Source organism: Corynebacterium renale, assembly GCF_002563965.1.
Taxonomy (GTDB): Bacteria; Actinomycetota; Actinomycetes; order Mycobacteriales; family Mycobacteriaceae; genus Corynebacterium; species Corynebacterium renale.
Genome location: NZ_PDJF01000001.1, coordinates 628716 through 654539 on the forward strand (window position 1 = coordinate 628716; position 25824 = coordinate 654539).

The window sequence follows — 25824 nt, forward strand, 5'->3', positions numbered from 1 at the left end:
GCTCATAGTGTACTGAAGCCCCCAACTGCGATTATGAGGCCGAAGATAATGAACAGGATGCCGGCACCCCGGTCGAGCCACGGGCCCAGGCGCTGTAGCAGTGGGGAAATCTTATCTACCAGCAGCGCAAAGCTTATGAAGTAGATGAATCCGGTGCTGCACACCAAGGCCACGGCCCAGAAACTGTTGCCGTATTGGGCGAAGATCGCGGCGAAGAAGAGGAGCGCCTTCGGGTTGGCCAGGTTCGTTACTAGGCCCACGAGGAATGGGTTGCGTTCGCGTGGCTGCGCCGGGGGCGCGCTCCCGTCCCCGTCACCGCCGGCGCCGGCCGGTGCGGGCGCGGGGCGAACGGCCTGCACGCCCATCCACACCAGGAACACGCCACCGAGGATCTGGACGGCCGCGATCGCCTGGGCGGGAAGCGCGGCGAGGCCGAGCCAGGAGGCCAGGGCCCACCCGGTGTTGCCGGTCATGATGCCGAGCGCGCACAGCACCCCGGCGCGCCGTGAGCGGCTGCCTACCCGGATGATCTGGAAGACGTCCGGCCCGGGACTTAGGAGTACCGCGATCCACGCGACGAGCAGTCCGAGCATTAGACCTGGTCTGCCGGCATGATGTGCAGGCGGTCGATGTTGACGTGGGCGGACAGGGACGCTACCCAGCGGACGGTTTCGGCGATGTCTTCGGCGGTGAGGTTGAGGTGGCCTTCGTAGACGGCGGCGGCGCGCTGTGCGTCACCTTTGAAGCGGACGAGGGAGAAGTCTGTTTTGACGCGGCCGGGGTCGATTTCGGTGATGCGAATTTTTCCGGCGTCTTCGATCCGTTGGACGCGGGTCAGGGCGCGGAGCCCGAATTTGGCGGCGTTGTACCCGGCCCCGCCTTCGTACGGGTTGAAGGCTGCGACGGAGGCCATGTTGATGATCAGCGGTGCCGTGGCCGCGAGTAGTTGGGGCCGCAGGGCGTTGGTGACGCGGACGGTGCCGAGCACGTTTGTGTCATACATCCACTGCCAGTCCTCTAAGTCGGCTTCAGCCAGCGGGTCCAGGCCCTTGGCTCCGCCGGCGTTGTTGACCAGTAGGTCTACCCGGGGCAGCGCGGCGGCGAAGGCGTCCACGGAGTTCTGGTCCGTGACGTCTAGGACGTGGGCAGCGCCCCCGATGTCTGCGGCGATGCGCTCGAGGTTTTCTTTGCGACGCGCCGCTACCACGACGAACCAGCCGTCGGCAGCGAGTGCGCGGGCGCTGGCCTCCCCGATCCCGGAGGAGCCTCCGGTGACTACTGCTACGCGTGTGTTGTCAGGTACTTCGATCATGGCGCTCATTCTGGCACGCACGCCAGACTCCGGGGGTGAAAACCACTACCCCCTAAAAGTATTGCGCAGGTGAAACACAGCAACAATAATTGTGCCATCCGACACATAAGGAGAATTGCATGAAAAAGCTGCTTGCAACCGTTGCTGCTGCGGCGCTGGCTTTCACCGCCACCCCAGCGCAGGCGTACACCTTCCACGACACGTACCCGGAAACCCCGAAGCTGAACCCGCAGCTTCCAATCGTGCACACTACCCACGGCTCTGACCACATCAAGGCCAATGTGCTCAACGCGCGTCCGGTATGCAATTCGGGTGAGGATTTCCGCACCGTGGTCTACCAGGCTTCGGACAACTTCACTCCGGCAGGCACGATTTCCACCACGAATAAGACGTCGAGCCCCATTCCGCTGACTCAGGACCTGGCGCGCACCCAGTCCATTTCCCTGTCCATCCAGGGCGACCGCACCAACACCACCTCCGTCAACCTGGGCGGTTCGGTCAGTGAGGACGGTAAGTCTGGTTCGGTGGGTATCACGAAGTCGATCGTCGAGAAGATTGGTGCCCAGTTCTCGTATTCCTTGAGCTGGACTGCCGGCCAGAAGATCGGCCCGTACGAGGTTCCTGCAGGCCACACGGGTGAGGCGACGTTCGGTTTCCGCACCATCCACCTGGATGGCACCCAGCAGTACTGCAAGCCCAACGGCACCTGGTCCAACCCCACTCCGTGGCGCGTCATGGCTCCGGTGAAGAATGAGGTGGAGGTCAAGGTGTATGACACCCTTGCCGGCTCCTGGCTGGGCGACACCACTCCAGGCACCCCAGACACCCCAGACACCACCTCGGAACCGGATACGTCCGTGGCGGACCCGGACGTCGTCGACGGCCCTGCCGAGGAGCCAGAAATCATCCCGGAGCCGACCCTGGACCCGGGCGACCACGAGTATGACCTCGAGCCGTATTTCACCGTCGCCGCAGGTAAGGCGTCTGGTTTCGCGGGCCTGGTGGCGCTGCGTGTGAAGAATGTGGGAACCAAGCAGTACTACCAGGACAACCTGGCGACCCGTTTCCGCATCGACGTTCACACCGACCGTGGCCCGGAGGGCGTTGATCGCTTGATCACGCCGGGCTGGTTCAACGGGGCGTACACCCGTGACCTGGGCTTTAATAAGGAAACGTCCACGCGTTCCTTCGAGGTGACACTGTCGAATCCGGTGCGCCCGGGCCAGTCGCAGCTGGTGGCGAACCTGAACTTCGGCGATGGCAACACGTCTGAGGGCCGCCTGCACAACTACATCACGGTCACCCAGATTGGCCGCGTGGCTGGCGACGTGTCCGAGTACAACGACCAGAACGTGGATTCCCGTGAGGCCACTGTGGACCACATGAAGCGGAAGAATAAGGGCATCTTCTAGCCTGGAGGAATGTTCAACCTGGAGGTTATTGGGGCGGGGTTGCCCGTCGCGAAGCAAGAAAGCGCCCTGCGAGCTGCCCTCGAGGCCGGCGGCGCGGTGGTGCAGGCGCCTCCGGGGACGGGCAAGACTACCTTTGTGCCGCCGCTCGCCGCCAACCTGGTGTCGGGGAAAGTGCTGGTCACGGCACCTCGCCGGGTCGCTGTTCGGGCGGCGGCCCGGCGTCTTGCGTCCCTGGCTGGCCAGGAGTTGGGCCAGGATGTGGGCTACCGGGTCCATGCGGACACGGTGCCCGGCGCGCGCGTGGAGTTTTGCACACCGGGCGTGTTGCTTCGGATGTTGCTTTCCGACGCCGAGTTGCCCGGCGTGGACGCCATCATCATCGATGAGGTGCACGAACGCCAGCTGGATACGGACCTGGTGTTGGGCATGGCCGCCGAGCTTGCCCTCCTGCGCGAGGACCTGCACCTGGTGGTGATGTCCGCGACCGTGGATACCGCCCGCTACCAGCAACTTTTGGGCCTGGATGTGGTGAGCACGCCCGCGGTGACGCACCCCTTGGAGATTGAGTACCGCGCGCACCCAGGCCGCGGGCAGCGCACCCGCGAGTTTTGGGACGCCGTCGCCGACACGGCGCGCGGTGAGCTGGGCGATTACTCGGTCCTGGTTTTTGTGCCGGGCCGGTGGGAGGCGGAGTACGTCGCCGGACGGTGTGGCGGGATTGCGCTGCACGGTGGGGCGAGTTCCCGGGACCAGGATGCCGCGTTGCGCGACACGGGGCCGCGGATTGTGGTGTCGACGGCGCTGGCGGAAAGCTCAGTAACTGTACCCGGCGTGCGTACTGTGGTCGACGCGGGCCTTTCGCGGGGCCCGCGCCGCGACGAGAACCGCGGCATGACTGGCCTGGTCACCGTGTCGGAGGCGCGCTCCACCGCCGAGCAGCGCGCTGGTCGCGCCGGACGCGAGGGCCCAGGCCGGGTGGTGCGCATGTTCACCGAATCCGAATTCCGCCACTTCCCCGCCCACATCACGCCCGAAATCCTGAGCGCCGACCTCACCCAGGCCACGCTGTGGCTCAAGTGTTGGGGCTCCCCGGATCTCCCGCTTCTCGACGCCCCTCCGGCCGCCTCCCTGCACTCTGCCGAAGAGACCCTGCACCGCTTGGGCGCGCTGGATGGCGAGGAGGTCACGCCCCTGGGAAAGAAGCTGGCGCGCATGCCCCTGGACCCGCGGTTAGGCCGCGCACTCCTGGACACCGGCGGCGTGGATACCGTGGCCCGCTTATCGGCCCGGGAGGGTGGCGATTGGAAGAAGGAGGCCGCCCGGCTGCGCCGCTTTGTGAAACCCCGCGCCGTGGAACCTGGCGTGGTCATCGGCTCCGCGTACCCGGAGTGGATCGGGCGGCGCGAAAAGGATTCCTACCTGCTGGCTTCGGGAACGCGCGTGGAGGCACCAGCGAGCAGCGACTGGATCGCGTGCAGCGAAATCTCGCGCACGGGCAACCGGGCCGTGGTCCGAGACAGCGCCCCCATCGCGGAGGCGGACGCCCTGCGCCTCATCGGCGTTACTGAAACTACGGAAGCCTGGCTGGAAAGCGGCGCGGTGCGCGGGCGGCGCGTACGCCGAGCCGGCGCCATCGAACTCAGCTCCACGCCAGTGAAACCCGACCGTGATGCAGCCCGCGGCGCCCTCCGCGACGCCGGCCCCGAGCTCTTCACGTTCTCCCAGGCCGCGCGCGAACTTTTAGACCGCATCCGATTCCTGCACGAGCAGGTAGGCGAACCGTGGCCCGGTGAGGCACCGGAGGGGTGGTTGGACCCCGAGATTGAGCAGGTCGTAGGCGGTGCACGCGCCGGCGGAATCGACATGTACCCCGCGGTGCAACGGCTCCTACCGTGGCCAGAGGCCACGCGGCTTGAGGAGTTGGCGCCGGCGCGGTTGCCGGTGCCGTCGGGAAGCAACCCGAAAGTGGACTATTCTTCCGGACGCCCCGTTGTACGCGTCAAGCTGCAGGAATGCTTCGGCCTGGCCGCCTCCCCGGAGTGCGCGGGCGTGCGCGTGCAGTTCCACTTGCTGTCCCCGGCCGGCCGGGAACTAGCAATTACCGACGACCTCGCCTCCTTCTGGAACGGCCCATACACCGGAGTGCGCGCCGACATGCGCGGGCGCTACCCCAAACACCCGTGGCCGGAAGACCCCTGGACCGCGCCCGCGACGGCGCGAACGAAGAAGCGGATGTAGAGGCACCCAAAGTAATTACCGTAAGGAGTTCTCTCCATGGAGCTAACATACTACGACCCCGAGGCCGATGCAGCGTACCTATCCCTAGCCGAAGAAGGCGTTGCATCGGATTCGCAAATAGCAGGAATAACCTGCGATAAGATCGCCGGCGAAGTTGAAATAGACGTCAGCAGCGATGGAAAGATAATGGGAATAGAGTTTGTCTGCGCCTCATCGATACTCCCAGCGACGCTTCTCCAGAATGCAAAAATACAACGCTAAATTTAAACCGATTCAAGCGTGAGCGGCATATTCCAGCACTGTGGCCTCCCTTGAAGGCCGCCTTCCTCCGCGCGCACAACGACGAGCCATATCTAGGCTCTAGCTCCTGTTCTTCCACCAGCGGGCGAAAACAAATATAAGGAAGCCCACAAGGGGGAGAAGAAAAACCATCAACGCCCAACCAACCGCCGAGCCAGTGCCGCGGCGCCGGAATTCATAAACAAATACGCCCACACTCAACACAAGGTGCAGCAGGATTATGACTAGCCAGGCAAGATCATAGGCCAAAGGAATCGTTACGGCTTCCCCACTCACCACGGCTTGCCTCCTCTAGGTACGTAAAGTTGTGCCCCGCACCGGCGCCTGGACGCTAACGCCAGTTTCTTCTACTCGAAAGCTACTCGAAAGCTACTCGAAAATTTTTCTTTCTAGTAGCTTTCGAGTAGAACCATCCCAGCCCTACGTTCCGGGCGGCCGGCCCCGCCGCGGGATGTCGCCGACGTTTTTGGGTAAACGGCCGGCGCGCCGGAGGGCGTCGCGAAGCATGACCTCGATTTGAGCGTTCGTGCTGCGTGCTTCGTCGGCGGCCCACCGGGCGATGGCGTCGTGGACCTGCGGGTCTATGCGCAGGGCCACACTTTTGCGTGCCATTGTTAGGTGTACAAGCTCCCCGTGTTGATCATAGGCTGTGCGTTATTGTCGGAGCACAGCACGACCAGCAGGTTGGAGACCATTGCTGCACGACGCTCTGGGTCCAAATCCACAATGTCTTTCTGTTCCAGCTGGTCGAGGGCAGTTTCTACCATAGAGACGGCACCTTCGACGATGGTTTCGCGCGCGTCGACGATCGCGCCGGCTTGCTGGCGTTGCAGCATGGCTTGCGCAATTTCGGGCGCATAGGACAGGGAGCCGATGCGGGCTTCGATGATTTCTACACCGGCGACGCGGACGCGGGCGGCGACTTCGTCGGCAAGCTCCTGGGAGACCAGCTCCGTCGAGCCGCTTAGCGACGGCGCGTGCTGCGTCCCACCGTCGTAGGGGTGAGTGGTAGCCACATGTCGTAGTGCGGACTCCGCTTGGGAGAGGATGAATTCATCCACATCCTCCACGGCGAAGGACGCTTTGGCGGTGTCGGCGATCTGCCACACCACAATCGCGCCGATGTTGACGGGGTTGCCGTTGGAGTCGTTGACTTTGATGGTTTCGGTCTCGAAGTTGCGCACGCGCACGGAGACTTTCTTCGTGGTGGTCAGCGGCGGGACCATGGTCAAGCCGGTGCGGCGGTTGGTGCCTACGTAGCGGCCGAAGAATTGGACCACGCGGGTGTGGCCGGGGTCGATGATGCGGACCATACCGAGCACGACCAGGAAGATGAGGCCGGTCAGGACGATGAGCAGCAGACTCCAGAGCGCGGCGGTAACAAAGAGGAGCGCGATGCTCGCCACCACGAGCACGAGTGCTGCGAGCAGGATTCCTACTGCCCCGCCGGCGCCGGTGGACCATGATTTGGTTTCTTTGACTTCTACTTTGGCGCCGTCGTGGCCGACGGGGCGGTCGGCCACTTCGGCTTCTTTGACGTGTTCGCTCATGGGGTGCCTCCTCGGGGGCTGAAAATTAATGTGATATCAGATTATCACAGAGCGCCGCGAAATGTGATATCACATTTCGAAACACTACCCCCACCCCCGCCTTTACCCCTGGAAACAAACTGCAACAATGTCTGACATGCACATTCTGACCAGGAATTTTGGGGGTACCCAGAGGTACCTATCAGCGTGTTATGGTCAGACAAATAATGTTCCACTGCAGGTCAGCGCCCTCCCTGGGGCCGAGTCCCTGCCCAAGCCCCGAGGAGACACACACGTGCGACTCCGCCACACACTCGCGGCCGCCGTCACTGCCGTTGCACTGAGCTTCGGCGTGTCAGGATGCGGCGATCTCGGCGGCCTCGACCTGGAAACGGTCGGCGCCCCCGACAAAACCACCTACGTCAAACTCGCCCTCAACCAGTCTGAGGACCACCCCAGCTTCATCGCGCTGGAAAGCTTCTCCGAGAAGTTCGAAGCAGCCACCGACGGCCGCTGGAAGATTGAGGTCTTCCCGAACGAACAGTTGGGTTCCCAGCAGGAAGTCCTCCAGTTCATCCAGTCTTCTGCGATTGAGCTGGCGATCGTGTCCGGCACCCAGCTGGAGAACCTGAACACGGATTTCCGCGTGCTCAACATGCCGACCACGTTCAAGTCGGTGGACCACCAGATGGATGTGATCCGCGACCAGGAGGTCGTCGGTGATTTGTTCACCAGCCTGGAGGACAAGAACATTTCCGTCATCGGCGGCTTTACCCAGGGCACGCGCTCGGTGTACACCAAGGATTCCCCGGTGCTGAAGCCGGAGGATCTGCACGGCCGCAAGATCCGTGTCCAGGAATCGGATATGCACATCCGCATGATTGAACTCATGGGCGGTTCCGCTACCCCATTGTCGTACGGCGAGGTCTACACCGCGATTCAGTCTGGCGTGCTGGACGGCGCGGAGAACAATGAGGTTTCCTACGTCACCCAGAAGCACAATGAGGTCGCGCCCTACTGGTCCAAGACGGAACACCTGGTGGGCCTGGACTACATGATTATGCGCCACGACCTGCTCGAGGCCATGACTCCGGAGGACCGCGAGCTCTTCCTGAAGATGTGGGATGAGGCCATGGTGGAGCACACGCAGCTGTGGGCGAAGAAGACTGACGACGCCATCGCGACCGCCAAGGCCGCCGGCTCCGAGTTCAACGACGTCGACCGTGAGGCCTTCGACAAGGCGCTCGCCCCGATGCGTGACGAGTTCCTGAACACCGAATACCAGAACCAGCTGTACGACGCTATCCACGCCAAGGAGGATCCTGATGCTGGCAACTAAGAATGCCCTGCTCAAGGTGCTCGGTGTGCTGTCTGTCATCCTGTTCGCACTCTTGGTGTGCGTGACGGTGTGGCAGGTCATCACCCGCCAGATTTTGCATGACCCATCGACCTGGTCGGAAGAACTGTCCAAGCTCCTGTTCGTCTGGCTGTCGTTCATCGGCGGCGCTTTCCTGTACGGCGAGCGTGGCCACATTGCGGTGGACTTCGTTGCCCGCCGCCTGCCGCGCGGTAGCCAGAAGTACTTGGCCGCGACGGTGCAGGCGATCATCTTCATCTTCGCCGTGGTGGCGATGGTGTGGGGCGGTTACCTGGCGTCGTCGATCGCGTGGAACCAGAACCTGACGGCCTTGCCGTTTGCTATCGGTTGGGTGTACTTGGTCATTCCGATTACTGGCGTGTGCATCGCGATTTTCTCCGTGATCCACTTCGTGGCGCTGCTGCGTGGCGAAGAGGAACCGTACCCCGACGTCGAAGAACCTGAAGAGCCGCGCGACCTCGAAGAGGCTGAGGAAGAGCTCGTCGCTGTGGATGGGAGGAAATAATGTCACCCGCATTAGTTGCAGCTCTGATTCTGCTGTTCGGCGTGGTCATCCTTATTGCCATGTCCGTGCCGATCACGGTGGCCATTGGCCTGCCGTCCCTGCTTGCCGCGATGGCGGTCCTAGGCCCGGAGAACGCGGCCCAGGCGGTCACGCAACGTATGTTTACCGGCACGAATAGTTTCAGCCTGCTGGCGATTCCGTTCTTCGTGTTGGCGGGCTCGCTGATGAATTCAGGCGGTATCGCCGCCCGGCTTATCGACGCCGCCAAGGTCCTCGTCGGCCGCATGCCCGCATCCATGGCGCAGACCAACGTCCTGGCCAACGGCCTGTTCGGCGCGGTCTCTGGCGCAGCTGTCGCGGCCGCGTCCGCGGTCGGTACCGTGATGACCCCGCGCATGGAGGAAGACGGCTATTCGCGTTCCTACTCCGCCGCCGTGAACGTGGCGTCCGCCCCGGCCGGCATGCTGATTCCGCCGTCGAACACGTTCATCGTGTACTCGCTGGTGTCCTCGACCTCCATTGCCGCGCTGTTCATGGCTGGTGTGGGGCCGGGTCTGCTGTGGATCATCGCGTGTTCCATCGTGGCGTGGTTGCTGTCGCGTAAAGAGAATTACACGAAGGCCACCGAACGGCCGTCGTTAAGCCTCTTCGCCCTGACCATCTGGCGTGCCGTGCCGTCCCTGGCCATGATCTTCATCGTGGTGGGTGGTATTTTGGCCGGCTGGTTCACCCCTACCGAATCCGCCGCGATTGCCGTGGTGTACTGCCTGATCCTGGGCTTTGCGTACCGTCAGATTAAGGTCAAGGACCTGCCGGGCATTCTGCTGAGCTCCACGCGCACCACGTGTATCGTCATGATGCTGGTTGCGGTCAGTTCCGCCCTGTCGTGGGTGATGGCGTTCGCTAAGATTCCGCAGCTGATTGCCGACGCCCTGCTGGCCGTCAGCGATTCCAAGGTGATCATCCTGCTCATCATGATGTTCATCCTGCTGTGCATCGGCACCTTCATGGACCCGACCCCTGCGATCTTGATCTTCGTCCCGATCTTCCTGCCCGTGGTCACGGAACTTGGAGTGGACCCGGTTCACTTCGGCATGATGGTCGTGATGAACCTGTCGCTGGGCGTGATCACACCGCCGGTGGGCAACGTGCTCTTCGTCGGCGCCCAAGTCGCCGGTCTGCGCCTGGAATCGGTCTTGAGCAAACTGTGGCCGTTCCTCATCGCAATCCTGGTGGCGCTGCTCTTCGTGGTCTTCATCCCGCAGATTTCCCTGTGGCTGCCGTCCACGATGGGACTCATCGGCAGTTAACCGCGCCCCTGCTTATTCGGCCCGCAGCTGGAAGTATTCCGGCAGCGGGCCTTCGTAATGCGCCACATCCGCCGCAAGCGCCGGCAAATCCCGCTCCGGGGCGACCAACGCCACGCCCATCATCCCCGCCACCACGGCCACAATGCTGGCCACCGCCATCACCACGTGCGTGTGGGCAGGAGTTTCGCGGTGGATACGCACCGCCACTGGAATATTCAACATGCCTCCCAGGCTAAAAACACCTGCTGCCGGCCAGCTGCGAAATACCCCCTTGAAGGCTGCCGGTTTACAGTAGACACCGTGAAGAACACGGACTATAAGCGCTGGTTAATCGTGGCGCCGCTTTCCATCGCCCTGGGCGCGCTGCTGGCCTGGGCGCACGTCCCGGCGGCGTGGATCCTTGGGGCGATCGTGGTCTCTGGGGTGGTTGCCTTATCGACGGGTCATGACATGCACGTAGCGCGGCCCGTGTACGCGGCGTCCCGCGCCGTCATCGGAGTGATAGCCGGTATTCCGGTTGTGGGGATCACGTGGGGCCAGGTTGGATCGTTCATCATCCCAGGCCTGTGCATCGCGCTGCTAACTACCGCGTTCGGCCTGGCGGGCGGGTATGTCCTCGCGCGTTCCGACCGCACCATCGACGCCAACACCGGCGTCCTGTCCATGCTGCCGGGCGGGGCTTCGATGATGCCGGTCCTGGCCTCTGAACTGGGTGCCGATTACCGCTACGTGTCCCTGGTCCAGTACCTGCGCCTGCTCATCGTGTCTGTCACGCTGCCACTAGTTGCCGGCCTTTTCCCCGGCGATGGCGCGGCGCAGCTCGACGATCCGCGGCTGAGCGTGGCGGAATTGTTCATCGCGGCCGCGGTTGTGGCGGTGCTGGCGGGCGTCGGCAGTTGGGCGGGGCGCCTCCTGCACCTGCCCGTTCCCTCGGTGGTGGGGCCGCTGGCGTTGACGGTAGTGGTCGGTTCGTTCGTACCGGCAGACTATGCGGCGCTGTTGACCGTGCCGGCGCCGCTGGCCGTGTTCGCGTTTGTGTGCATCGGCTGGATTTGTGGCGGCGGGTTGTCGCTGCCCACCCTGAAGGTGTTTGCCCGCCAGTTGCCGGTGACGGTGACGATGATCGTCCTCATGATGGCCGCCTGCGCCGGGGCGGGCTGGCTGCTCACGCTCGCGATCGACGCGACCGGCCTCGAAGGCTACTTGGCGACCTCGCCCGGCGCGCTGGAGACCGTCCTCGCGCTGGCGAGCGAGGGGCATGCGGGCGCGGTCGTTGTGGTGTTGCAGATAATTCGCCTGCTCACCGTGATTGTGGTGGCCTCGTACGTGCCGGCGATCCTGCGCCGGCTGCGTCGCTAGACGTCGCTAGTTGTCCAGCACCTCGGAGGCGAGCACGGACATGGGCACCGAGCCAAGCGCCAGGGCGTTGGTGTGGAACTGCTTGAGCGTCTGCCCTTCGGCGAGCGCGGCGGCGCGGGTGTCCAGCCACATGCGCTGGCCCACGGCGTAGGAGGCGGCCTGGCCGGGCCAGCCGAGGTAGCGGTTGATTTCGAAGTTGAGGTTGGCCTCGTCCATGGCGGTGTTTTCGCGCAGGAACCACTTGGCGTAGGACGCGTCCCACACGCCGGTCTTGACGGGTACCTGTTTGCGCAGGTGGACGCCAATGTCTAGGGCGACGCGGGCGACGCGGAGGCGTTGGGCGTCGAGGTAGCCCAGCCGTGTGGCGGGGTCGTCGAAGTAGCCGAGTTCGTCCATGAGGGTTTCGGCGTAGGTGGCCCAGCCTTCGCCGTGGCCGGAGATCCAGCAGACGCTGCGGCGCCACATGTTGAGTATGTCGGAGGAGACGGTGGTGCCGCATTGCAGGTGGTGTCCGGGCACGCCTTCGTGGAAGACGGTGGTGAGTTCTTGCCAGGTGTGGAAGGTGTTTTGGCCTTCGGGGACGGACCACCACATGCGGCCGGGGCGGTCGAGGTCGTCGGTGGGTGGGGTGTAGAAGATTCCGCCGGTGCCTGCTGGGTCGATGCAGCAGTCGAGGGTGCGCATCTCTGGTGGGATGTCGAAGTGTTCGGCCCCGAGTTCGGCGACGGCCTTGTCGGAGGTGCGCTGCATCCATTCGCGCAGGTTGTCTACGCCGGTGATGGTGTAGCGGTCGTCGTGGTTGAGGTTGAAGAAGGCTTCGCGGATGGAGACGTCGGAGCCGTAGAGGCTGTGGACGATTTTCTTTTGTTCGGCGCGGATTTCTTGGAGGCGTTCGAGGGACCAGGTGTAGGTTTCGTCGAGGTCGATTTCGTCGCCGACGAATTCGTGGGAGAACAGTTCGTAGCGGTCGCGGCCGACGGCGTCGGTGTCGGGGGCGGATGGTGCGAGTTGGTCGCCGAGCCATTCGGCGAAGTCTTCGAAGGCGTGTTTTGCGGCGACGATTTCGGCGCAGTGTTCTTCTAGGCCGAGGTGGTCGAGCATGGAGTCGGCGTCGACGAGGTCGTCGCACTGGGAGATGACCTCGTCGATTTGGCGTGCCGACGCCACGTGCCCCCGGTTGGCGGCCTCGCTTAAGGATTCGCGGTAGCCGTCGAGCGCGGCCGGGATTTTGGACATGCGGCTGCGGATGGCGTCGCGGCCTTCGGCGGTCTCGCGGTCCATGAGGAGGAAGGTGTCGCGGATGGTTTGGACGGGCGAGTCAATATTATTAAGGAGCCGCAGCGTCTCGTCGAGGTGGTGTTTGTCCAGCTCGAGGGTGAGTCGGTCGCGGAGGGTGGCGGCGGTGACGTGGTCGACGGCGTCGAAGTCGTCATCGTCGTCGGATTCGTCGGTGCCTTCGTCGAAGGCGTCGACGTCCATGATCATGTCGCGGTAGCGTTCGGCGCGGCGTTCCCAGTATTCGGGTGAGAAGTCCTGCAATTCGCCGTTGAGCCCTTCGATGCCCCAGGCGGTGGCGTCGGTGGGGCTGATGTGGGCGAGGTCGACGACGAAGGCATCGCACGACGAATCGAGCAACGAGTACTCACGTTCTTCAGAACTCATAGCGGGCAATCTTAGCTACCGTGCCGGTGAACTGCCACCTGTGGGACAATAGGAGTTATGCAGACGGACTTTTTCGCAGCGATCAGCGGTGTTTTCGAGCGGGTGGAGCGCCCGGTTGTGGAGTTCTTCACCGGGGCGGGAATCAGTGCGGATTCGGGGATTGCCACGTTCCGGGATAAGGATACGGGCTTGTGGTCGCAGGTGGATCCGCAGGAAGTGTGCAGCATGTCGGCGTGGGCGCGTGACCCGGAGCTGGTGTTCGGCTGGCACCTGTGGCAGGCGCGGCTGATGTCGCAGGCCGCGCCGAATCCGGGGCACTTCGCCGCCGCCACGTGGGAGGCTTCTTCGCTTTGCGACGCCCACGTGACCACCCAAAACATCGATTCCTTGCACGAGGCCGCGGGTTCGCGCAACGTTGCTCACCTGCACGGGAACGTCGCAAAGTTCGAGTGCGGTATCTGTGGGCGCCCGTATCGCGGCGAGGTGCCCCTGCCGGAGGAGCCGGTGGAGCGGATTGCCCCGCCGGAGTGCCCGGCCTGCGGGAACCTGGTGAAGCCGGCGGTGACGTTCTTCGGGGAGGCGTTGCCGGCGCGGGATTGGCAGGTGGCGCAGGAGCGGATGCTGGCTGCGGATCTGGTGATCATTGTGGGGACGTCGGGCGTGGTGTTCCCGGCGGCGGGTTTGCCGGTGGAAGCGAAAAGGGCTGGGGCAACCCTCGTGGAGGTGAGCCCTCAGCCCACGGACCTAACGCCACTATGCAGCGCCACGTGGTCCACGACCGCCGCGGAGGCGGGTCCTGCGTCGCAGGAGTTTATTTCAGCGCCTTATTAACCTGGTACGCCAGCACGAAGCTGGTGATGGCGAAGATGATCGCCCAGATTCCGGCAACCCATACGGCCGCGACGAGCGCGCCGCCCGGGTTGAGCAGGAGCATCAGGACGAACACGATGGCGATAATCACGTTGAGCACGCCCAGTGCCGTGGACCAACCGCCGCCGCGGGTGAACAGGGGGACGGCGCGGAAGATGACGCCGATGGCCATGAGCCAGAGGAAGAAAAGGCCTATGAAGAATCCGGCGGATAGTGGCAGGAAGAACAAGATGACGCCGGCAATGATGGCAATCACTGCGAAGAACATGTCCCAGCCCCAGCCGGAGACGTCGTTTTTCTTTTCCTGCCAGGCACCCCAGGCGTGGGCGATGCCGTCGATAAGCAACCAAGCTGCGATAACGATGCCGAGCATCGCCGAGATCGCGGCGGTGCTGGGGCCGGGGGCGATGAGGACGAGCACACCGAAGATGGCCGCGATGATGCCGCGCACGACGAGCCAGCCGACGCTTGCCTTGCCCACGCGGCTCAAAAGATTCTGAACATTTTGTTCACTGTAGTAATTTCTAAAAGACATAAAACAAATACTCCTGAAAAACAACAAGGTACTGATATGTACCCTACCCGTTGTGGCGGGGGTAGCGCAGGGGTAGACCATGTTGTTCAGATTTACGATGAAAATTTAGACCATGCAGTCTACTTGTGACTAGGATGTCAACCATGGACCAGACCGGAGCACTCGCATTCGCCAGGCCGACCACGCCGGCAGCACGCACCCTCCACCTCTTACGGCAGGGAAAACCGCTGACCAGGGCCTCCATCGTAGAATCCACCGGCCTCTCGCAGCCCACAATCACGCGCGCGGTCACGAACCTCATTAACGCCGGTTTTGCGCAAGAGCGCCCCGACCTTGCCACCAAACGCACCCGCGGCCGGCCCACCATCCCCGTCGACATGCCGCGCGTGCCCACCCTGTTCGCCGGCATCGCGATCGGCACCACCGACCACTTCCTGGGCATTTACTCCGTCCACGGCACCCGCGTCCACGGCACCCCCGTGCGCATCCCAGTCGCCGACATGACCCCGCGCGACTTCTTCGCCGCCCTGTCCACCGCCCTGCACGACACGCTCGCCGCCGGGCAGTACACCATCGCGGCACTTGGCGTCACCACGTCAGGCAGGGTGCTTAACGACGGCACCGTCGACGCCCCCAACCTCGGGTGGGAAGCAGTCCCCGCCGCCGACCTCCTGCGCGAACACGTCAACGTGCCCGTCAGCATTTCCGGCGCGGTGCCCGCCATCCTGGGCAGCGAGATCCACTCCACCGAACTCACGCGCCTGGAAACCACGAATACGCTGGCCCTTTTCGCCGACGACTCCCTCTCCGCCGCCGTCACCACCGACGACGGTGCCTGGCAGATCCGCACCCTACCTGCCGTTACGTCCGAGACCCTGGGCCTGCGCGACAACGCCCCCGAAACGAGCCTCAACACCGATGGCTTCCTGGCCCACGTGCGCCGCACCGGCCTGCCCGCCCCCTCCCTGCAGGCGCTGGTGAAATCCGCGGAAACCACCCCGCGTGCGCGCGCGGTCCTCGACGAACGCGGCACCCTACTGGCGCGCCTGACCGCAGAATTGATTGCCCGGTACCAGCCCAGCACCGTCGTGCTGGCCGGCTCCACCTTCACCGAGGACAAGGGCACCACGAAGGCGTTCTCGCAGGCTATCCGCCAGGTCGTGGACACCGTCCCCGAGCTGCGCCTGATCCCCACCCACAATGAGATTGTGCAGGCCATCGCGCGGGCCGCAGCGCTCGACCCCGTGCTGCGTGACCCGCTGCGGTTCCCCGTGCTAAATCGCTAGTTCTGGGTGCAGGTCCTTGCGGGCAATCACCCGCTTGGCCCACGCCGCCAGCGACGACACCGCAAGCGCGCCGACCCAGACGCACGCCAACACGATCACGCCCTGCTGCAGGCGCGGATCCCCCTGGCCCGGCCCGATGATCGCTTGGCGGAATATATTCACCGAATACGTCATGGGGTCGTACGTATTAAACCAGCGCAGGAACGCCGGCTGCGTCTCCGGCGGGTACAGCCCGCCCGAGGACACCAGCTGCAGCGCCATGAATGCGATCGCGACCACGCGACCGGCCGTCGCACCCACCGCCGCGTTGATCGCCTGGACCACCGCAACGAACGTCCACGACACACCAACCAGCGCCGCCCACAGCAGACCCGGGCGTGCCGGATCCAGGCCGACGAGGCCCGTAATCACAGCCCACACAATCGTGGCCTGCAGCGTACCGACGACGATCGCCGGCAGGTAGGACGCCAACACCGCGCGCAGCGGCGACACACCCGAATCCAGGGCCCGGCGCTGCAGCGGGTTGAGTACGAAGAACATCATGATCCCGCCAATAAACATGGCCAGGGACAGGAAGAATGGCGCCAGGCCCACGCCGAACTTGGTCAGGCCGTCGCCGGTGAGTTCGCGGTGGGCGGGCTGGCCGCCGACGGCGGAGGCGTCGTTCAGCCGCTGGCCTTCCCAGGTGGGCACCGCGTCCGTGCCCTCCCCCAGTTTGAAGGCGAGTTCTCCGGAACCGTCGTCGAGTGTGACCAGGCCGTCGCGCAGGGCGGCCGCACCGGTGCGCAGCTGGGTCGCGCCGGCGGACAGCTTGGAGGAACCGTCGGCCACCGCATTCACGCCGACGACCAGCGCCGCCGACCCATCCTTGAGCTGCACGAGCCCCTCGTTCAAGGCGTGCGCGCCCGCCGTCGCCGTATTCATGCCGGCGCGGTAGGCCGCCAGGGCGTCGCGCAGCTGCGCCGCCTGGGATTCGGTGCGCACGCCATGAAGCGCCGCATCGATCTGGTCAGCCAGCTGCGGCGCGCCCGGCAGGCCCGAGGAACGCAGCGCCGCCGACGCGTTCACCAGCGGCGCGACCGCCTGGTCGAAGGCGGCCTGCAGATTATCGGCGCCCTGGCCCACGCGGTTGGTCACGGCGTCGAGCTGGGAAAGGCCGTCGGCAAGCTGCGCCGACGCTTCCTCCGCTTTCGCCAGGCCTGCGTCCAAGGTGGACGCGCCCTCACGCAGGCGCTGCGTGCCTTGCTCCGCGGTGGCCAAACCTTCCTCCAGGGTGGCGGCACCGCTGGTGAGGTCCTCGGCGCCGGTGCGAGCGGACGAGGTGCCGTCGTGAAGCGTGCCAGCCCCGTCGCGGGCGGTGGACATGCCGTCCTTCACCGTGGAATAGCCGAGCAGCAACTGGTTCGTGACTTGCTCGCCCAGCTGCTGGTCAACGGTGTTGACCACCGTCGTGGACACCTGATTGCCCAGCGTGGAGGCGATGAAACCATTGTTGTTGTTCAGCTGGACGTTGATCGTCGCGGACTGCGGATTCTCCCCGCGGATCGAAGTCGCGGCGTCCGAGAAATCCTCCGGCAACTCGATCGCCAAGTAATACGTCCCGTCGGCCACGCCCCGGCGCGCCTCATCCGCCGACACGGGGATGAAGTTCACGGCGTCATTTTTCTCCAGCTCGTCGGCCACCAGGTCGCCGGCGTTAAACGGCTCCCCGCCGAGCGTGCCGCCGCGGTCCGAGTTCACCACCGCCACCGGCATGCGGCTTAAACCGCCTACCGGGTCGAAGTAGGCCCACGGGAACAGGCCGCCAAAAATGAGGGGCAGCAGGCAGATCACCACGAAACCTACCGGGGGCAGGACGCCGCGGCGCAGGCGGCGCAGCTCGGAACCAATGTGCAGGCCAGCGATCATAGGGACACCTCCGGGTAGTCGGTCGGGTTGGTGGACAAGGCGACGGTCGGCAGCGGGGCGCGGGCCAGGGTGTCCAGGATGCGGTCGCGGATTGCCATGTTCTTGACCTGGTCCACGTCATCAACGACGAGCAGGCGCGCGTCCGGGCGGGCGATCAGCGCGAGCGCGACGCGTAAGCGGAATCGTTGCTCCACATCCAGGTCCCCGATCACGTCGCCCAGATCCGCGGTGCAGCCGGCCGCGGCGAAAGGTTCCGCGACGTCCGGGGTGCGCGGCACCGGCTTGTACCACGGCGACGCCCACGCCAGCTGCTCGCGGACGACGGCGCGCACATCGGCTAGGCGCGGGAGGGAATCAACTTCCATCGCGCCGGCCAGGGCGACGTGTGCGAAGCGGGCGCGGGTGTCGGCGGGGGTGCCGTCGATAAGCACCTCTCCGGATGTGGCCCGCAGCCTGCCTGCGATGACGAGTGCCGTGGCGGAGGCGTGACTCTCACGTCCTGTCCGCAGCACGGTGAAGGGCTCTGTGACCTCGAAGGATAATTCGGGGGCGTCCTTGGCTACGCGGAGTGCGCGCAGTTCCAATGGTGCGTTCATGTGTCCAATCTTCCACAAGTGGAGGGTTTACTATTAATTGTTTGCCAATAGTAGCGCAGCTAAAGTTAAAGCCATGCCACACACCCCAATGCGCAGCGACGCCCGCAAGCGCCGCACCACCATCATCGGCATCGCGTGCGAGCTCTACCGCACCACAGAACCCGACGCCGTCACCCACGACATGGTCGCCGAATACGCCGACGTCGGAGTTGCCACCGTCTACCGCAACTTCCCCGACCGCGCCAGCCTGCGCCTCGCCTGCGCCACGCACCTCATGGACCAGCTGCTCGAACTGCAGACGGACATCATCGCCGACTTCCCCGCCGACCCGCAGGCCGCGTGGGAGGATTTCGTGTACACGCTCGTCGACTTCGGCGTGGCCACTCTCCTGCCCGCGCTGGCGCCCGACAACCTGGACGACCTCCCCGACGAGGTCAAGACCCTGCGCACGCAAGCCACCGCACAATCGGAGGAAATTCTCCGCTTAGCGTCGGACGCCGGCCTCATCCGCCCGGGCATCCGCCCCGAGCAGCTCATCGCCGGGTTGTGCGTCGTGGCGCGTCCCGCGCCCCCGGCCGTCGAATCGCTGAGCCCGGATATTAATTCGCAACTCGTGGACATGCTTATCGACGCCCTCCGGTAACCTCACGCCCATGCGTTTTCTATGGAACCTGCTGATTAACGCCGCCGGCATGGGCGTGGCCCTCTACGTGGTCGTGGCCTTCGTGCCCGGCGTCGCCCTGGAGACCGCCGGCACCGACGTCCACCCCGCCTGGGTATTCCTCGGCGCTGGCCTGGTGTTCGCGCTGGTCAACATGCTGGTGCGTCCCATCGTGCGGGTGGTCAGCCTGCCGCTGAATATTCTCACGCTGGGCTTGTTCGCCCTGGTTATGAATGCCGGAATGTTCTGGCTGCAGGCGTGGGCGGCCCGCGCCGCGGGCATTGGTCTGGACGTGACGACGGTACGCGCCGCATTTACCGGCGCGATCGCGATGGGGCTCGTCGGCTGGGTGATCGGCCCGCTGGCCCGCGTCCTGCGCCGCTGAAAGTTGGTACGGTGGTGGACATGACTACATCCCGTATTATTGCTTCCGTAACCGTAGCCGGCGCACTGTTCCTCACTGCATGCTCTGGCGATTCCACCACCGAGACCGTCACCGTCTCCCAGTCCTCCGAGGCGGCAACCTCCGCATCGTCGGCTGCTTCCTCCACTTCGGCTGCCGCCGCAAACAAGGGTGGCGACCAGAAGTCCGTCGAAGACGCCATCGACGCAGCACTTGACCAGGTTGACGGCACCGTCGTGTCCGTAGACCGCGAGGACAACTCCAACTCCTACGAAATCCAGATCGTCGCCGGCGAAGAGACCGTTGAACTGCGCGTCGACGGCACCTCCGTCACCGAACAGGAACGCGAGCGCGACGAAGACGATATCCGCGCAGCCCAGGAAGCGATCGTCTCCGTGAAGGACGCCCTGGCCGAGGCCTTCGCCGCCCACCCGGACGCGCACCTGGACAACATCGAGCTCGACCGCGAAAACGGCGAACTGCGCTGGGAAGTCGACCTCGAGGACGCATCCGGCAATGACATCGTCGACCTGGTGGTAAAGTCCCAGTAGTGTTTCTGCCGCTCGGACCCCTGCCGCCGACGCTGTCGCCGGGGTTCTTGCGCGCTAACTCTTCACCCGCCACCTATTCCGCTGCCGAACAACTCCAGGCCGGGGTGCGCGTCCATGAACGCACACCCCACCTGGCCGCCGGCAGCGTGACTGACGCCGCAGGCCACACCTACGATGTGCGCCTGCGTTTGCGTTTCCGCCAACTGGACGCCGTCTGCTTCTGCCCCGACGCCGCGAACGCCGACATGTGCCAACACCTCGTGGCCCTCGGCTTGCAGGCCCCGACCCTCGACGGCATGCCCGGCGCGTATTCCTTCCCGCCACGCGCATCCGGCGATACGCTCGCCGCGGAACTCATTCGCCCGATCCCGGGTCTGCGTATCATGCTTCGCGACGACCCCCTCACCGCCTACCTCCAAGCCTCCGACATGCTCGCCCGGGTGGCCATCCTGGCTGCTCATTTCCCCCGCGCGGAGGGCCTCAACTCCCCGCTGACCATGCTTATGCGCACCCACGTGATGGCGTGGAACAAGCTCACCGACCCGGACCCGGCGCTACTGTTGGCGTGGGCGGATAATGTGGCCGACTACGGCGGCCGCGTCCGGGTTCCCGACATGACGCAGTACACCCTGCCACGCGCGGCTTTGGAAGCCCACGCCGCCCGGCTACGCCGGCACGTCGACCGGTGCCAACGCGGCCTCGTCTACGCCGACTACGAGCGCCAGCGCACCTACCTGGAATACCTAGAACTTTCCCTCTTGCAGTTGGATTAGGCTTTGGCGAACACCCGCCTCACCTTGTTGTCCATTTTGATGACGTAGCCGCGGGAGGAGCCGGCGCGGGCGTCGTCGTTGATTCGGTTGTGGTATTTGCACAGCGGGACCAGGTTGTTCAGGTTTGTCGGCCCGCCGGTCACCCACGGTTCGATGTGGTGGATTTCGCATTCAGAGAAGGGGACGCGGCAATCGTCCCACACGCAGGTCGGGTATTGCGCGGCAAGCATGAGGCGTTGTTTGAAGTTGGCGAAGCGCGCGGTTTCGAAGGCGTCGATGGGGCCGAGCACCTGATTCATGATGGTGCCGAAGAGTAGGTCGTCGGAAGCTCGTTCCATGATTTCGGTGGAGGATATTTCTGCACCGTTGGTCATCTGAAGGCGGACTTCTTCACCGTCGAGGATTTTTCGGAGTTGCTCGTCATGGATGATGATGTGCAGGTTACCTTTTTGTTTCGGTAACAGGGAGCCGTCGAAAAGCGCAGTAACATCATCGACGGTCTGAATCTGGGCGCGCAAGTCCTCGATCGTGGCGCGGTCTGCTGTGATCGTGCACGAGGCCATGTTGCCGTCGTGCCGCGCATACGCGACTTTAGGCTTGCGCACGGTGGGCTGAATTTCCTTCACCCGCTTGTTGGCCAGTGTTTTCATGGAGTTTGGGCCCAGGTTCAGGGCGCAGAGTTCTTCGCGGAATTCCCACCGCGCTTTTTCGTCCTTGATTCTGCCCGACGTTTCAGCAATGACGATCAGCGTTTCCACCGATTTACCTTCCGCAGAACGACGACATCGCTCCTGGTAGCGGCTGAATTTCGTGCGGCCGAACAGCATTTCGTGGGCTTTCACGAGTTTGCCGGCAAGAGTCGTGGACACGCCAAGGTCAATGAGGTGTTGTTTGTTTGCGGTTTCCTTCACCAGCTCCACCCCTGAAGCTAATGCGGCGAGGAACCCCCCGAGGGTACTCATGGCTCACACTATACACAGCGCGCCGCTTTTCCATACCCCCTACCTGAACGGCACTTCCCCCAGGGTGCGTCGCAGTTTGCGGGTGTGTAGTTTCCCGGGGCTTTCGGCGAGTTTTTCTACCGCGCGGACCGCGCACATGAGGTGTGCTTGTTTGGAGTTGGCGTAGAACGCCTGCGCGCCAGCCGGGAGTTTCGGTACGGCGTGCAGCGGCAGGTCGGAGACGGAGAGTAGGGTGCCGTAGGGGATGCGGTAACGGTATCCGTTGGCGGCGAGTGCGCAGGATTCCATGTCGACGGCCACGGCGGTGGATCCGCGGAGCCATTCCCATAGTTCGGCGGGGGTGCGCCATTCCCAGTTGCGGTCGTCGGTGGATAAGACGGTGCCGGTGCGCATGATGTGTTGTTTGTCGCCGTAGACTTCGTCGACGGCAGCCTCGAGCGCGCGTTGTACTTCGGGGATCGGCGGGACTGGGAGCGAAGGGGGAATATGCGAGTCTAAAACGTGGTCTTCGCGTTGGTAGGCGTTGCCGAGGATGAGATCGCCGATGCGCATGCGCCCGTCCATGCCGGCGCAGTGGCCGATCATGATCCACGCTTCGGGGCGCAGGACGGCCAGCGCGTCGGTGATAGTTTTCGCGTTGGAGGGCCCGACACCGATATTGATAATGGTTATTCCGGTTCCGCCTTCGGCACACAGGTCGAAGCGGGGCATCTGGTTGCGGGATTCCAGGTTGAGCTTGTCGACGTCCACGTGTGCGTTGATGCGCGTGCCGTCGGCAAGCATCATGTGGGTGTAGCGGCCCCCGAGTTCGGCGACGCCGAAGCGCACGAATTCGGTGGTGTGCATCGGGTAGTTGGTGAACAGGATGTATTTTTGCAGGCTATCGACCGGGATGCCGGTGTAGTGTTCGATGCGCGCGCAGGCGATGTCGAAGCGTTGGGGCCCGAATTGGAAGAGGGGTTTTTCGGCGCCGTGGAAGGCGTCCCAGTGGCTGTCGATGATGGCGTCGTGGACGTCGTCGAGGGTGGGGCGCGGTACTTCGGGGGCGCGGTGGTCGCCGATGTTTTCTAGGCCGCGGATGTATTCGGGGGCGATGCGGATATCTGAAGGTTCGACTCTCACTTCGCACCGGTAGTGGGACGTGAGCGCGGCGATCTGCTCGCGCAGGTAGTCGGCGATGAGCCCAGGTTTGGACAGGACCGCCGAGTAGGTGCCTGGCCCGTCGACGTAGCCGAAGGAATAGGTGCGGTCGACGGGTTGCCAGTCGAGGACGTCGATGATCAGTTTGGGGTATGTGACCTCGGCGTATCGTTCCCACTGGCCGGTGTGGAAGATGTCGCGGGCGGTGTCGCAGGCGGTGTTGTACAACTCTTGCAGGGCTCTCACGGCGTCCATGTCCACTACCCTAGGCGCTATGGCGCTGAATTTGAAGAAGGAACTCACCCGCCTTTTAGCCAAGGCGTGGAACAATATCAGCCCGGACGTGCTTTCCGACGGCGCACCGGAGGAGACCCCGCTCCCGGAAGACACGGCGCGGCGCATCGTGGAGCACTACGAGTCCGAAAACGAGCAGGCTGAGCTGGAGAATCACGACGGCTCCCTGCCGGTTCTCGCCCGCCTGCGCCCGCGCGGCTACTGGGAGGATGATTGGCGCGCCCGCCCCACGAAGCAGCGCCCGTGGCCGGTGATTCTGGTCCACGGCACGGGCGCAAGTGCCGGCTATTTCCAGGAACTGGGTACCGAGTTGCGTCACGACGGTTGGGCCACCTTCGCCGTATCCTACGGTCATCGCGCCACGGACCCCCTGGCTTCCAGTGCCGCGCAGGTGGGCGCGTACATTGACGCGGTCCTGGCTGCCACGGGTGCCGAACAGGCGGTGGTCATCGGCCATTCCCAAGGTGGCGTGCTCCCCCGCTGGTGGATGCGCCACGGCGGCGGGGCGGGCAAGATCCGCCACCTAGTCACGTTGGGTGCGCCGCACCATGGGACTACGCACGGCGGGATCGTGGCGCAGGCGCTCACCGGCGAGGTGGGTCGCCGGATGGCGGATTCGATCATCGATTCCTGGTTCGGGCCCGCCGGCTTTGAGCAGATTCACGGCTCGGATTTCCTGGCGTCCATCAACGACGACGGCGACACGGAGGAAGGTATGTCCTACACGTGCATCGCCACGCATTACGACGCCGTCGTGCAGCCACCCGAGACCGCCTTCCTCCACACCGACCGGGAAAGTGCCCGCGTGCGCAACGTGTGGGTCCAGGACTTGGACCCCACCAGCGTGGTCTCCCACGACAACTTGCCGCGCGACCGCCGGGTGCGCCAACTGGTGCGCGCGGACCTCGCGGCGCTGGTTAACGCTTAAAGCGCTCGTTCGGCGTGGCGGACAGTGACGCGCGCTCGTGCGGGAGTTCCCAGCCGGACTGGTCGGGGCCCTTCGGGATGATGGGCTCCGCGCCTTCGGAGAGGACGCCGGCGCCGCCGAAGTAGCCTTCCTTGATGGCGTCGAAGTCCGTGGTGGAACCGAAGCCTGGGGTTTGGTAGAGGTCGCGGGCGTAGGCCCACAGGTTGGGGAAGTCGACGATGCGCTGGCGGTTTGCTTTGAATCCGCCGTAGTAGGCGGCGTCGAAGCGTGCGAGGGTGACGTAGAGGCGGATGTCGGAGTCCGTGATGTGGTCGCCCCACAGGAAGCGCTGGGTGCTCAGGCGTTCTTCCAGCTGGTCGAGGGCGGTGAAGAGGGCGTCGTAGGCGTCGTTGTAGGCGGCTTGGGTGGTGGCGAAGCCGCATTTGTACACGCCGTTGTTGACGTTGTGGAAGAGCCAGTCGTTGAATTCGTCGATGTCCTGGCGCAGCGAAGCCGGGTATAGGTCGGGAGCGTCCGCGGCGTGGAGGGGTGCCCAGGCGGTTTCGAGTTCGTTGGTCATGCGGTGGAAGTTGTTGTTGACAACTTTGCCGGAGGTGACGTCGATAAGCGCTGGGACGGTGCCGCGCTTGGAGTAGTCGGGGTCGGCGGCGCGGTATGCCTCGTCGAGGTACTCGATGCCGAGTACGGGGTCGCGGTCGCCTTCGTCGAGGTAGAAGCGCCAGCCGTGTTCGGTGCGGCGTGGCCCGGCGACGGCGACGGAGATGTGTTCCTGCAGGCCGAGGAGTTCGCGGGCGATGAGTTGGCGGTGTGCCCACGGGCAGATCATCGCGACGGCTAGGCGGTAGCGGCCGGACTCCACCGGCAGGCCACCCTCGCCGAATGAGGTGGTAAATGCCGAGGTCTGGCGCTTGAAGCCGCCTTTTCCGTCGGTTTCTTTAGTGCGTTCGCTGATTGCCATGTGTCCTCCTAGTTGCGGAACTTTTCTGTCGGTGTGGCCGAGAGTACTTCCCGGCCGTGGGCGGTGTCCCACCATGATTCGTCGGGGCCGGCGGGCACGATGCCGAATTCGTTGCGGATCTGTGGGATTGAGTAGTAGTGGCGTTTGATGTGGTCGAAGTTGGTGGTCGACCCGAAGCCGGGCGTTTGGTAGAGGTCGCGGGCGTAGCCCCACAGGTTGGGAAATTCGGTGAGACGTTGGCGGTTGCATTTGAATCCGCCGTGGTAGGCGGCGTCGAAGCGCACGAGCGTGACCCAGAGGCGGACGTCGACGTCGGTGATGTGGTCGCCCATGAGGAAGCGTCGGCCGGCGAGGTGTTCTTCCAGCCGGTCGAGGGCGGCGAAGAGTTCGCGGTAGGCGTCTTCGTAGGCTTCTTGGGTGCGGGCGAATCCGCATTTGTACACGCCGTTATTCACGTTGTGGAAGATGTAGTCGGCGAGTTCATCGATTTCTGCGCGCAGTTCTTCGGGGTAGAGGTTCGGCGCGCCCGGTTTCTGATAGTCGGTCCACTCAGTTTCGAAGCGGTGCGAGAGCGTGTGGTAGTCATTGTTGACCACCTTGCCGGTTTCAATCTCGACGATCGCGGGGACGGTGGGGCGGCCGTCGAAAAGCGGGTCTGCCTTGAGGTATGCCTCCCGCAGTTCGTGGATGCCCAGCACCGGATCCACCCCGCCGGGGTCCAGGTTGAATTCCCAGCCGTCTTCGCCGCGGATGGGGTCGATGGTGCCCACGCTGATCGCGTCCTGGAGGCCGAGGACTTCGCGGACGATGAGCTGCCGGTGCGCCCACGGGCACAGGTTGCCCACAATCAGGCGATACTTGCCGGCGGCGGGTTCGAACGGTTCGGTGAAGCGGTTGCTCTGGCGTTTGAACTCGCCGCGGGCCCCGGCTTCGGCCGCAAGATGGTCTTTCATG

Annotated in this window: 27 protein-coding genes; 14 read left to right on the forward strand and 13 right to left on the reverse strand. The window is 64.2% G+C overall.

The window, feature by feature from the left end:
* Positions 1-2 precede the first annotated feature (2 nt).
* Both ATK06_RS03035 and ATK06_RS03040 read right to left on the reverse strand, forming a co-directional pair.
* Positions 3-593: a LysE family translocator gene (locus ATK06_RS03035; RefSeq protein ID WP_098388817.1), complete on the reverse strand. Its 591-nt coding sequence runs from the start codon at positions 591-593 to the stop codon at positions 3-5.
* On the reverse strand, positions 593-1312 hold the full coding sequence (locus ATK06_RS03040; protein ID WP_098388818.1) for an SDR family NAD(P)-dependent oxidoreductase: 720 nt from the start codon (positions 1310-1312) through the stop codon (positions 593-595). The genes ATK06_RS03035 and ATK06_RS03040 overlap by 1 nt, the downstream gene beginning before the upstream one ends.
* Positions 1313-1431: 119 nt before the next feature.
* Here ATK06_RS03040 and ATK06_RS03045 point away from each other — a divergent pair, with 119 nt between their 5' ends.
* Genes ATK06_RS03045 through ATK06_RS03055 form a run of 3 tightly spaced genes read left to right on the forward strand, consistent with a single transcriptional unit; the run spans position 1432 to position 5223 of the window.
* Complete coding sequence (locus ATK06_RS03045; RefSeq protein ID WP_048378724.1) at positions 1432-2724, forward strand: hypothetical protein; 1293 nt, start codon at positions 1432-1434, stop codon at positions 2722-2724.
* Positions 2725-2733: 9 nt separating this feature from the next.
* On the forward strand, positions 2734-4962 hold the full coding sequence (locus ATK06_RS03050) for an ATP-dependent RNA helicase (RefSeq protein WP_098388819.1): 2229 nt from the start codon (positions 2734-2736) through the stop codon (positions 4960-4962).
* 36 nt (positions 4963-4998) lie between these two features.
* Positions 4999-5223: a DUF2283 domain-containing protein gene (locus tag ATK06_RS03055; protein WP_048378722.1), complete on the forward strand. Its 225-nt coding sequence runs from the start codon at positions 4999-5001 to the stop codon at positions 5221-5223.
* 459 nt (positions 5224-5682) lie between these two features.
* Here ATK06_RS03055 and ATK06_RS03065 read toward each other — a convergent pair whose 3' ends face one another.
* Entirely contained in the window at positions 5683-5874 is a 192-nt protein-coding gene (locus ATK06_RS03065) for a type II toxin-antitoxin system antitoxin (RefSeq protein WP_048378718.1), read from the reverse strand.
* Between the two features lie 2 nt (positions 5875-5876).
* Positions 5877-6812: an SPFH domain-containing protein gene (locus tag ATK06_RS03070; RefSeq protein ID WP_048378716.1), complete on the reverse strand. Its 936-nt coding sequence runs from the start codon at positions 6810-6812 to the stop codon at positions 5877-5879.
* Positions 6813-7086: 274 nt separating this feature from the next.
* On the opposite strand from ATK06_RS03070, the gene ATK06_RS03075 reads away from it, so the two are divergent.
* Genes ATK06_RS03075 through ATK06_RS03085 form a run of 3 tightly spaced genes read left to right on the forward strand, consistent with a single transcriptional unit; the run spans position 7087 to position 9984 of the window.
* Complete coding sequence (locus ATK06_RS03075) at positions 7087-8130, forward strand: TRAP transporter substrate-binding protein (protein ID WP_048378714.1); 1044 nt, start codon at positions 7087-7089, stop codon at positions 8128-8130.
* Positions 8117-8674, forward strand: a complete 558-nt coding sequence (locus ATK06_RS03080; protein WP_048378712.1) for a TRAP transporter small permease — start codon at positions 8117-8119, stop codon at positions 8672-8674. The genes ATK06_RS03075 and ATK06_RS03080 overlap by 14 nt, the downstream gene beginning before the upstream one ends.
* Positions 8671-9984, forward strand: a complete 1314-nt coding sequence (locus ATK06_RS03085; RefSeq protein ID WP_098388820.1) for a TRAP transporter large permease — start codon at positions 8671-8673, stop codon at positions 9982-9984. The genes ATK06_RS03080 and ATK06_RS03085 overlap by 4 nt, the downstream gene beginning before the upstream one ends.
* A gap of 12 nt (positions 9985-9996) precedes the next feature.
* Here ATK06_RS03085 and ATK06_RS11410 read toward each other — a convergent pair whose 3' ends face one another.
* Positions 9997-10206 carry a hypothetical protein gene (locus ATK06_RS11410; RefSeq protein WP_048378708.1) on the reverse strand — a complete coding sequence of 70 codons (210 nt, stop codon included), beginning with the start codon at positions 10204-10206 and terminating at the stop codon, positions 9997-9999.
* Here ATK06_RS11410 and ATK06_RS03090 point away from each other — a divergent pair.
* A complete protein-coding gene (locus tag ATK06_RS03090) occupies positions 10156-11343 on the forward strand; it encodes an AbrB family transcriptional regulator (protein WP_346190149.1) in 1188 nt (395 codons plus the stop codon). The two genes, ATK06_RS11410 and ATK06_RS03090, sit on opposite strands and share 51 nt — an antisense overlap.
* Positions 11344-11349: 6 nt before the next feature.
* Here the strand turns inward: ATK06_RS03090 and ATK06_RS03095 are convergent, their stop codons facing one another.
* Positions 11350-13005 (reverse strand): DUF885 domain-containing protein, encoded by a 1656-nt coding sequence (locus tag ATK06_RS03095; protein WP_197712616.1) that lies wholly within the window; start codon positions 13003-13005, stop codon positions 11350-11352.
* Between the two features lie 57 nt (positions 13006-13062).
* Here ATK06_RS03095 and ATK06_RS03100 point away from each other — a divergent pair, with 57 nt between their 5' ends.
* The gene (locus ATK06_RS03100; RefSeq protein ID WP_098388823.1) at positions 13063-13836 is read left to right on the forward strand and encodes an NAD-dependent deacylase; all 774 of its coding nucleotides are present in this window, start codon (positions 13063-13065) and stop codon (positions 13834-13836) included.
* Here ATK06_RS03100 and ATK06_RS03105 read toward each other — a convergent pair.
* Entirely contained in the window at positions 13817-14410 is a 594-nt protein-coding gene (locus tag ATK06_RS03105; protein WP_053072559.1) for an HdeD family acid-resistance protein, read from the reverse strand. The genes ATK06_RS03100 and ATK06_RS03105 overlap by 20 nt on opposite strands.
* Before the next feature lie 143 nt (positions 14411-14553).
* Here ATK06_RS03105 and ATK06_RS03110 point away from each other — a divergent pair, with 143 nt between their 5' ends.
* Positions 14554-15696 carry an ROK family transcriptional regulator gene (locus tag ATK06_RS03110; RefSeq protein WP_048378705.1) on the forward strand — a complete coding sequence of 381 codons (1143 nt, stop codon included), beginning with the start codon at positions 14554-14556 and terminating at the stop codon, positions 15694-15696.
* Here the strand turns inward: ATK06_RS03110 and ATK06_RS03115 are convergent.
* Together ATK06_RS03115 and ATK06_RS03120 are read right to left on the reverse strand one after the other, a co-directional pair.
* A complete protein-coding gene (locus ATK06_RS03115; protein WP_231913571.1) occupies positions 15685-17604 on the reverse strand; it encodes a YhgE/Pip family protein in 1920 nt (639 codons plus the stop codon). The genes ATK06_RS03110 and ATK06_RS03115 overlap by 12 nt on opposite strands.
* Entirely contained in the window at positions 17601-18200 is a 600-nt protein-coding gene (locus ATK06_RS03120; protein ID WP_048378702.1) for a hypothetical protein, read from the reverse strand. Before ATK06_RS03120 ends, ATK06_RS03115 begins: the two co-directional genes overlap by 4 nt.
* A gap of 73 nt (positions 18201-18273) precedes the next feature.
* Between ATK06_RS03120 and ATK06_RS03125 the strand changes: the two genes are divergently transcribed.
* From ATK06_RS03125 to ATK06_RS03140, 4 genes are read left to right on the forward strand one after another with little or no spacing between them, the layout of a single operon-like run.
* Positions 18274-18843: a TetR/AcrR family transcriptional regulator gene (locus ATK06_RS03125; RefSeq protein ID WP_083985862.1), complete on the forward strand. Its 570-nt coding sequence runs from the start codon at positions 18274-18276 to the stop codon at positions 18841-18843.
* A 10-nt stretch (positions 18844-18853) separates the two neighbouring features.
* Positions 18854-19246, forward strand: a complete 393-nt coding sequence (locus tag ATK06_RS03130; protein WP_048378700.1) for a phage holin family protein — start codon at positions 18854-18856, stop codon at positions 19244-19246.
* Positions 19247-19266: 20 nt separating this feature from the next.
* Entirely contained in the window at positions 19267-19815 is a 549-nt protein-coding gene (locus tag ATK06_RS03135) for a PepSY domain-containing protein (RefSeq protein WP_048378779.1), read from the forward strand.
* Complete coding sequence (locus ATK06_RS03140; RefSeq protein WP_098388824.1) at positions 19815-20588, forward strand: hypothetical protein; 774 nt, start codon at positions 19815-19817, stop codon at positions 20586-20588. The genes ATK06_RS03135 and ATK06_RS03140 overlap by 1 nt, the downstream gene beginning before the upstream one ends.
* Here the strand turns inward: ATK06_RS03140 and ATK06_RS03145 are convergent.
* Positions 20585-21550: an HNH endonuclease signature motif containing protein gene (locus ATK06_RS03145; RefSeq protein WP_098388825.1), complete on the reverse strand. Its 966-nt coding sequence runs from the start codon at positions 21548-21550 to the stop codon at positions 20585-20587. The genes ATK06_RS03140 and ATK06_RS03145 overlap by 4 nt on opposite strands.
* A 39-nt stretch (positions 21551-21589) precedes the next feature.
* On the reverse strand, positions 21590-22945 hold the full coding sequence (amn, locus tag ATK06_RS03150) for an AMP nucleosidase (protein WP_098388826.1): 1356 nt from the start codon (positions 22943-22945) through the stop codon (positions 21590-21592).
* A 19-nt stretch (positions 22946-22964) separates the two neighbouring features.
* On the opposite strand from amn, the gene ATK06_RS03155 reads away from it, so the two are divergent.
* Entirely contained in the window at positions 22965-23912 is a 948-nt protein-coding gene (locus ATK06_RS03155) for an esterase/lipase family protein (protein WP_083985871.1), read from the forward strand.
* Here the strand turns inward: ATK06_RS03155 and ATK06_RS03160 are convergent.
* Both ATK06_RS03160 and ATK06_RS03165 read right to left on the reverse strand, forming a co-directional pair.
* Positions 23902-24870 carry a glutathione S-transferase family protein gene (locus ATK06_RS03160; protein ID WP_098388827.1) on the reverse strand — a complete coding sequence of 323 codons (969 nt, stop codon included), beginning with the start codon at positions 24868-24870 and terminating at the stop codon, positions 23902-23904. The genes ATK06_RS03155 and ATK06_RS03160 overlap by 11 nt on opposite strands.
* A gap of 8 nt (positions 24871-24878) precedes the next feature.
* Positions 24879-25823: a glutathione S-transferase family protein gene (locus ATK06_RS03165; RefSeq protein WP_048378776.1), complete on the reverse strand. Its 945-nt coding sequence runs from the start codon at positions 25821-25823 to the stop codon at positions 24879-24881.
* Position 25824: the final 1 nt, after the last annotated feature.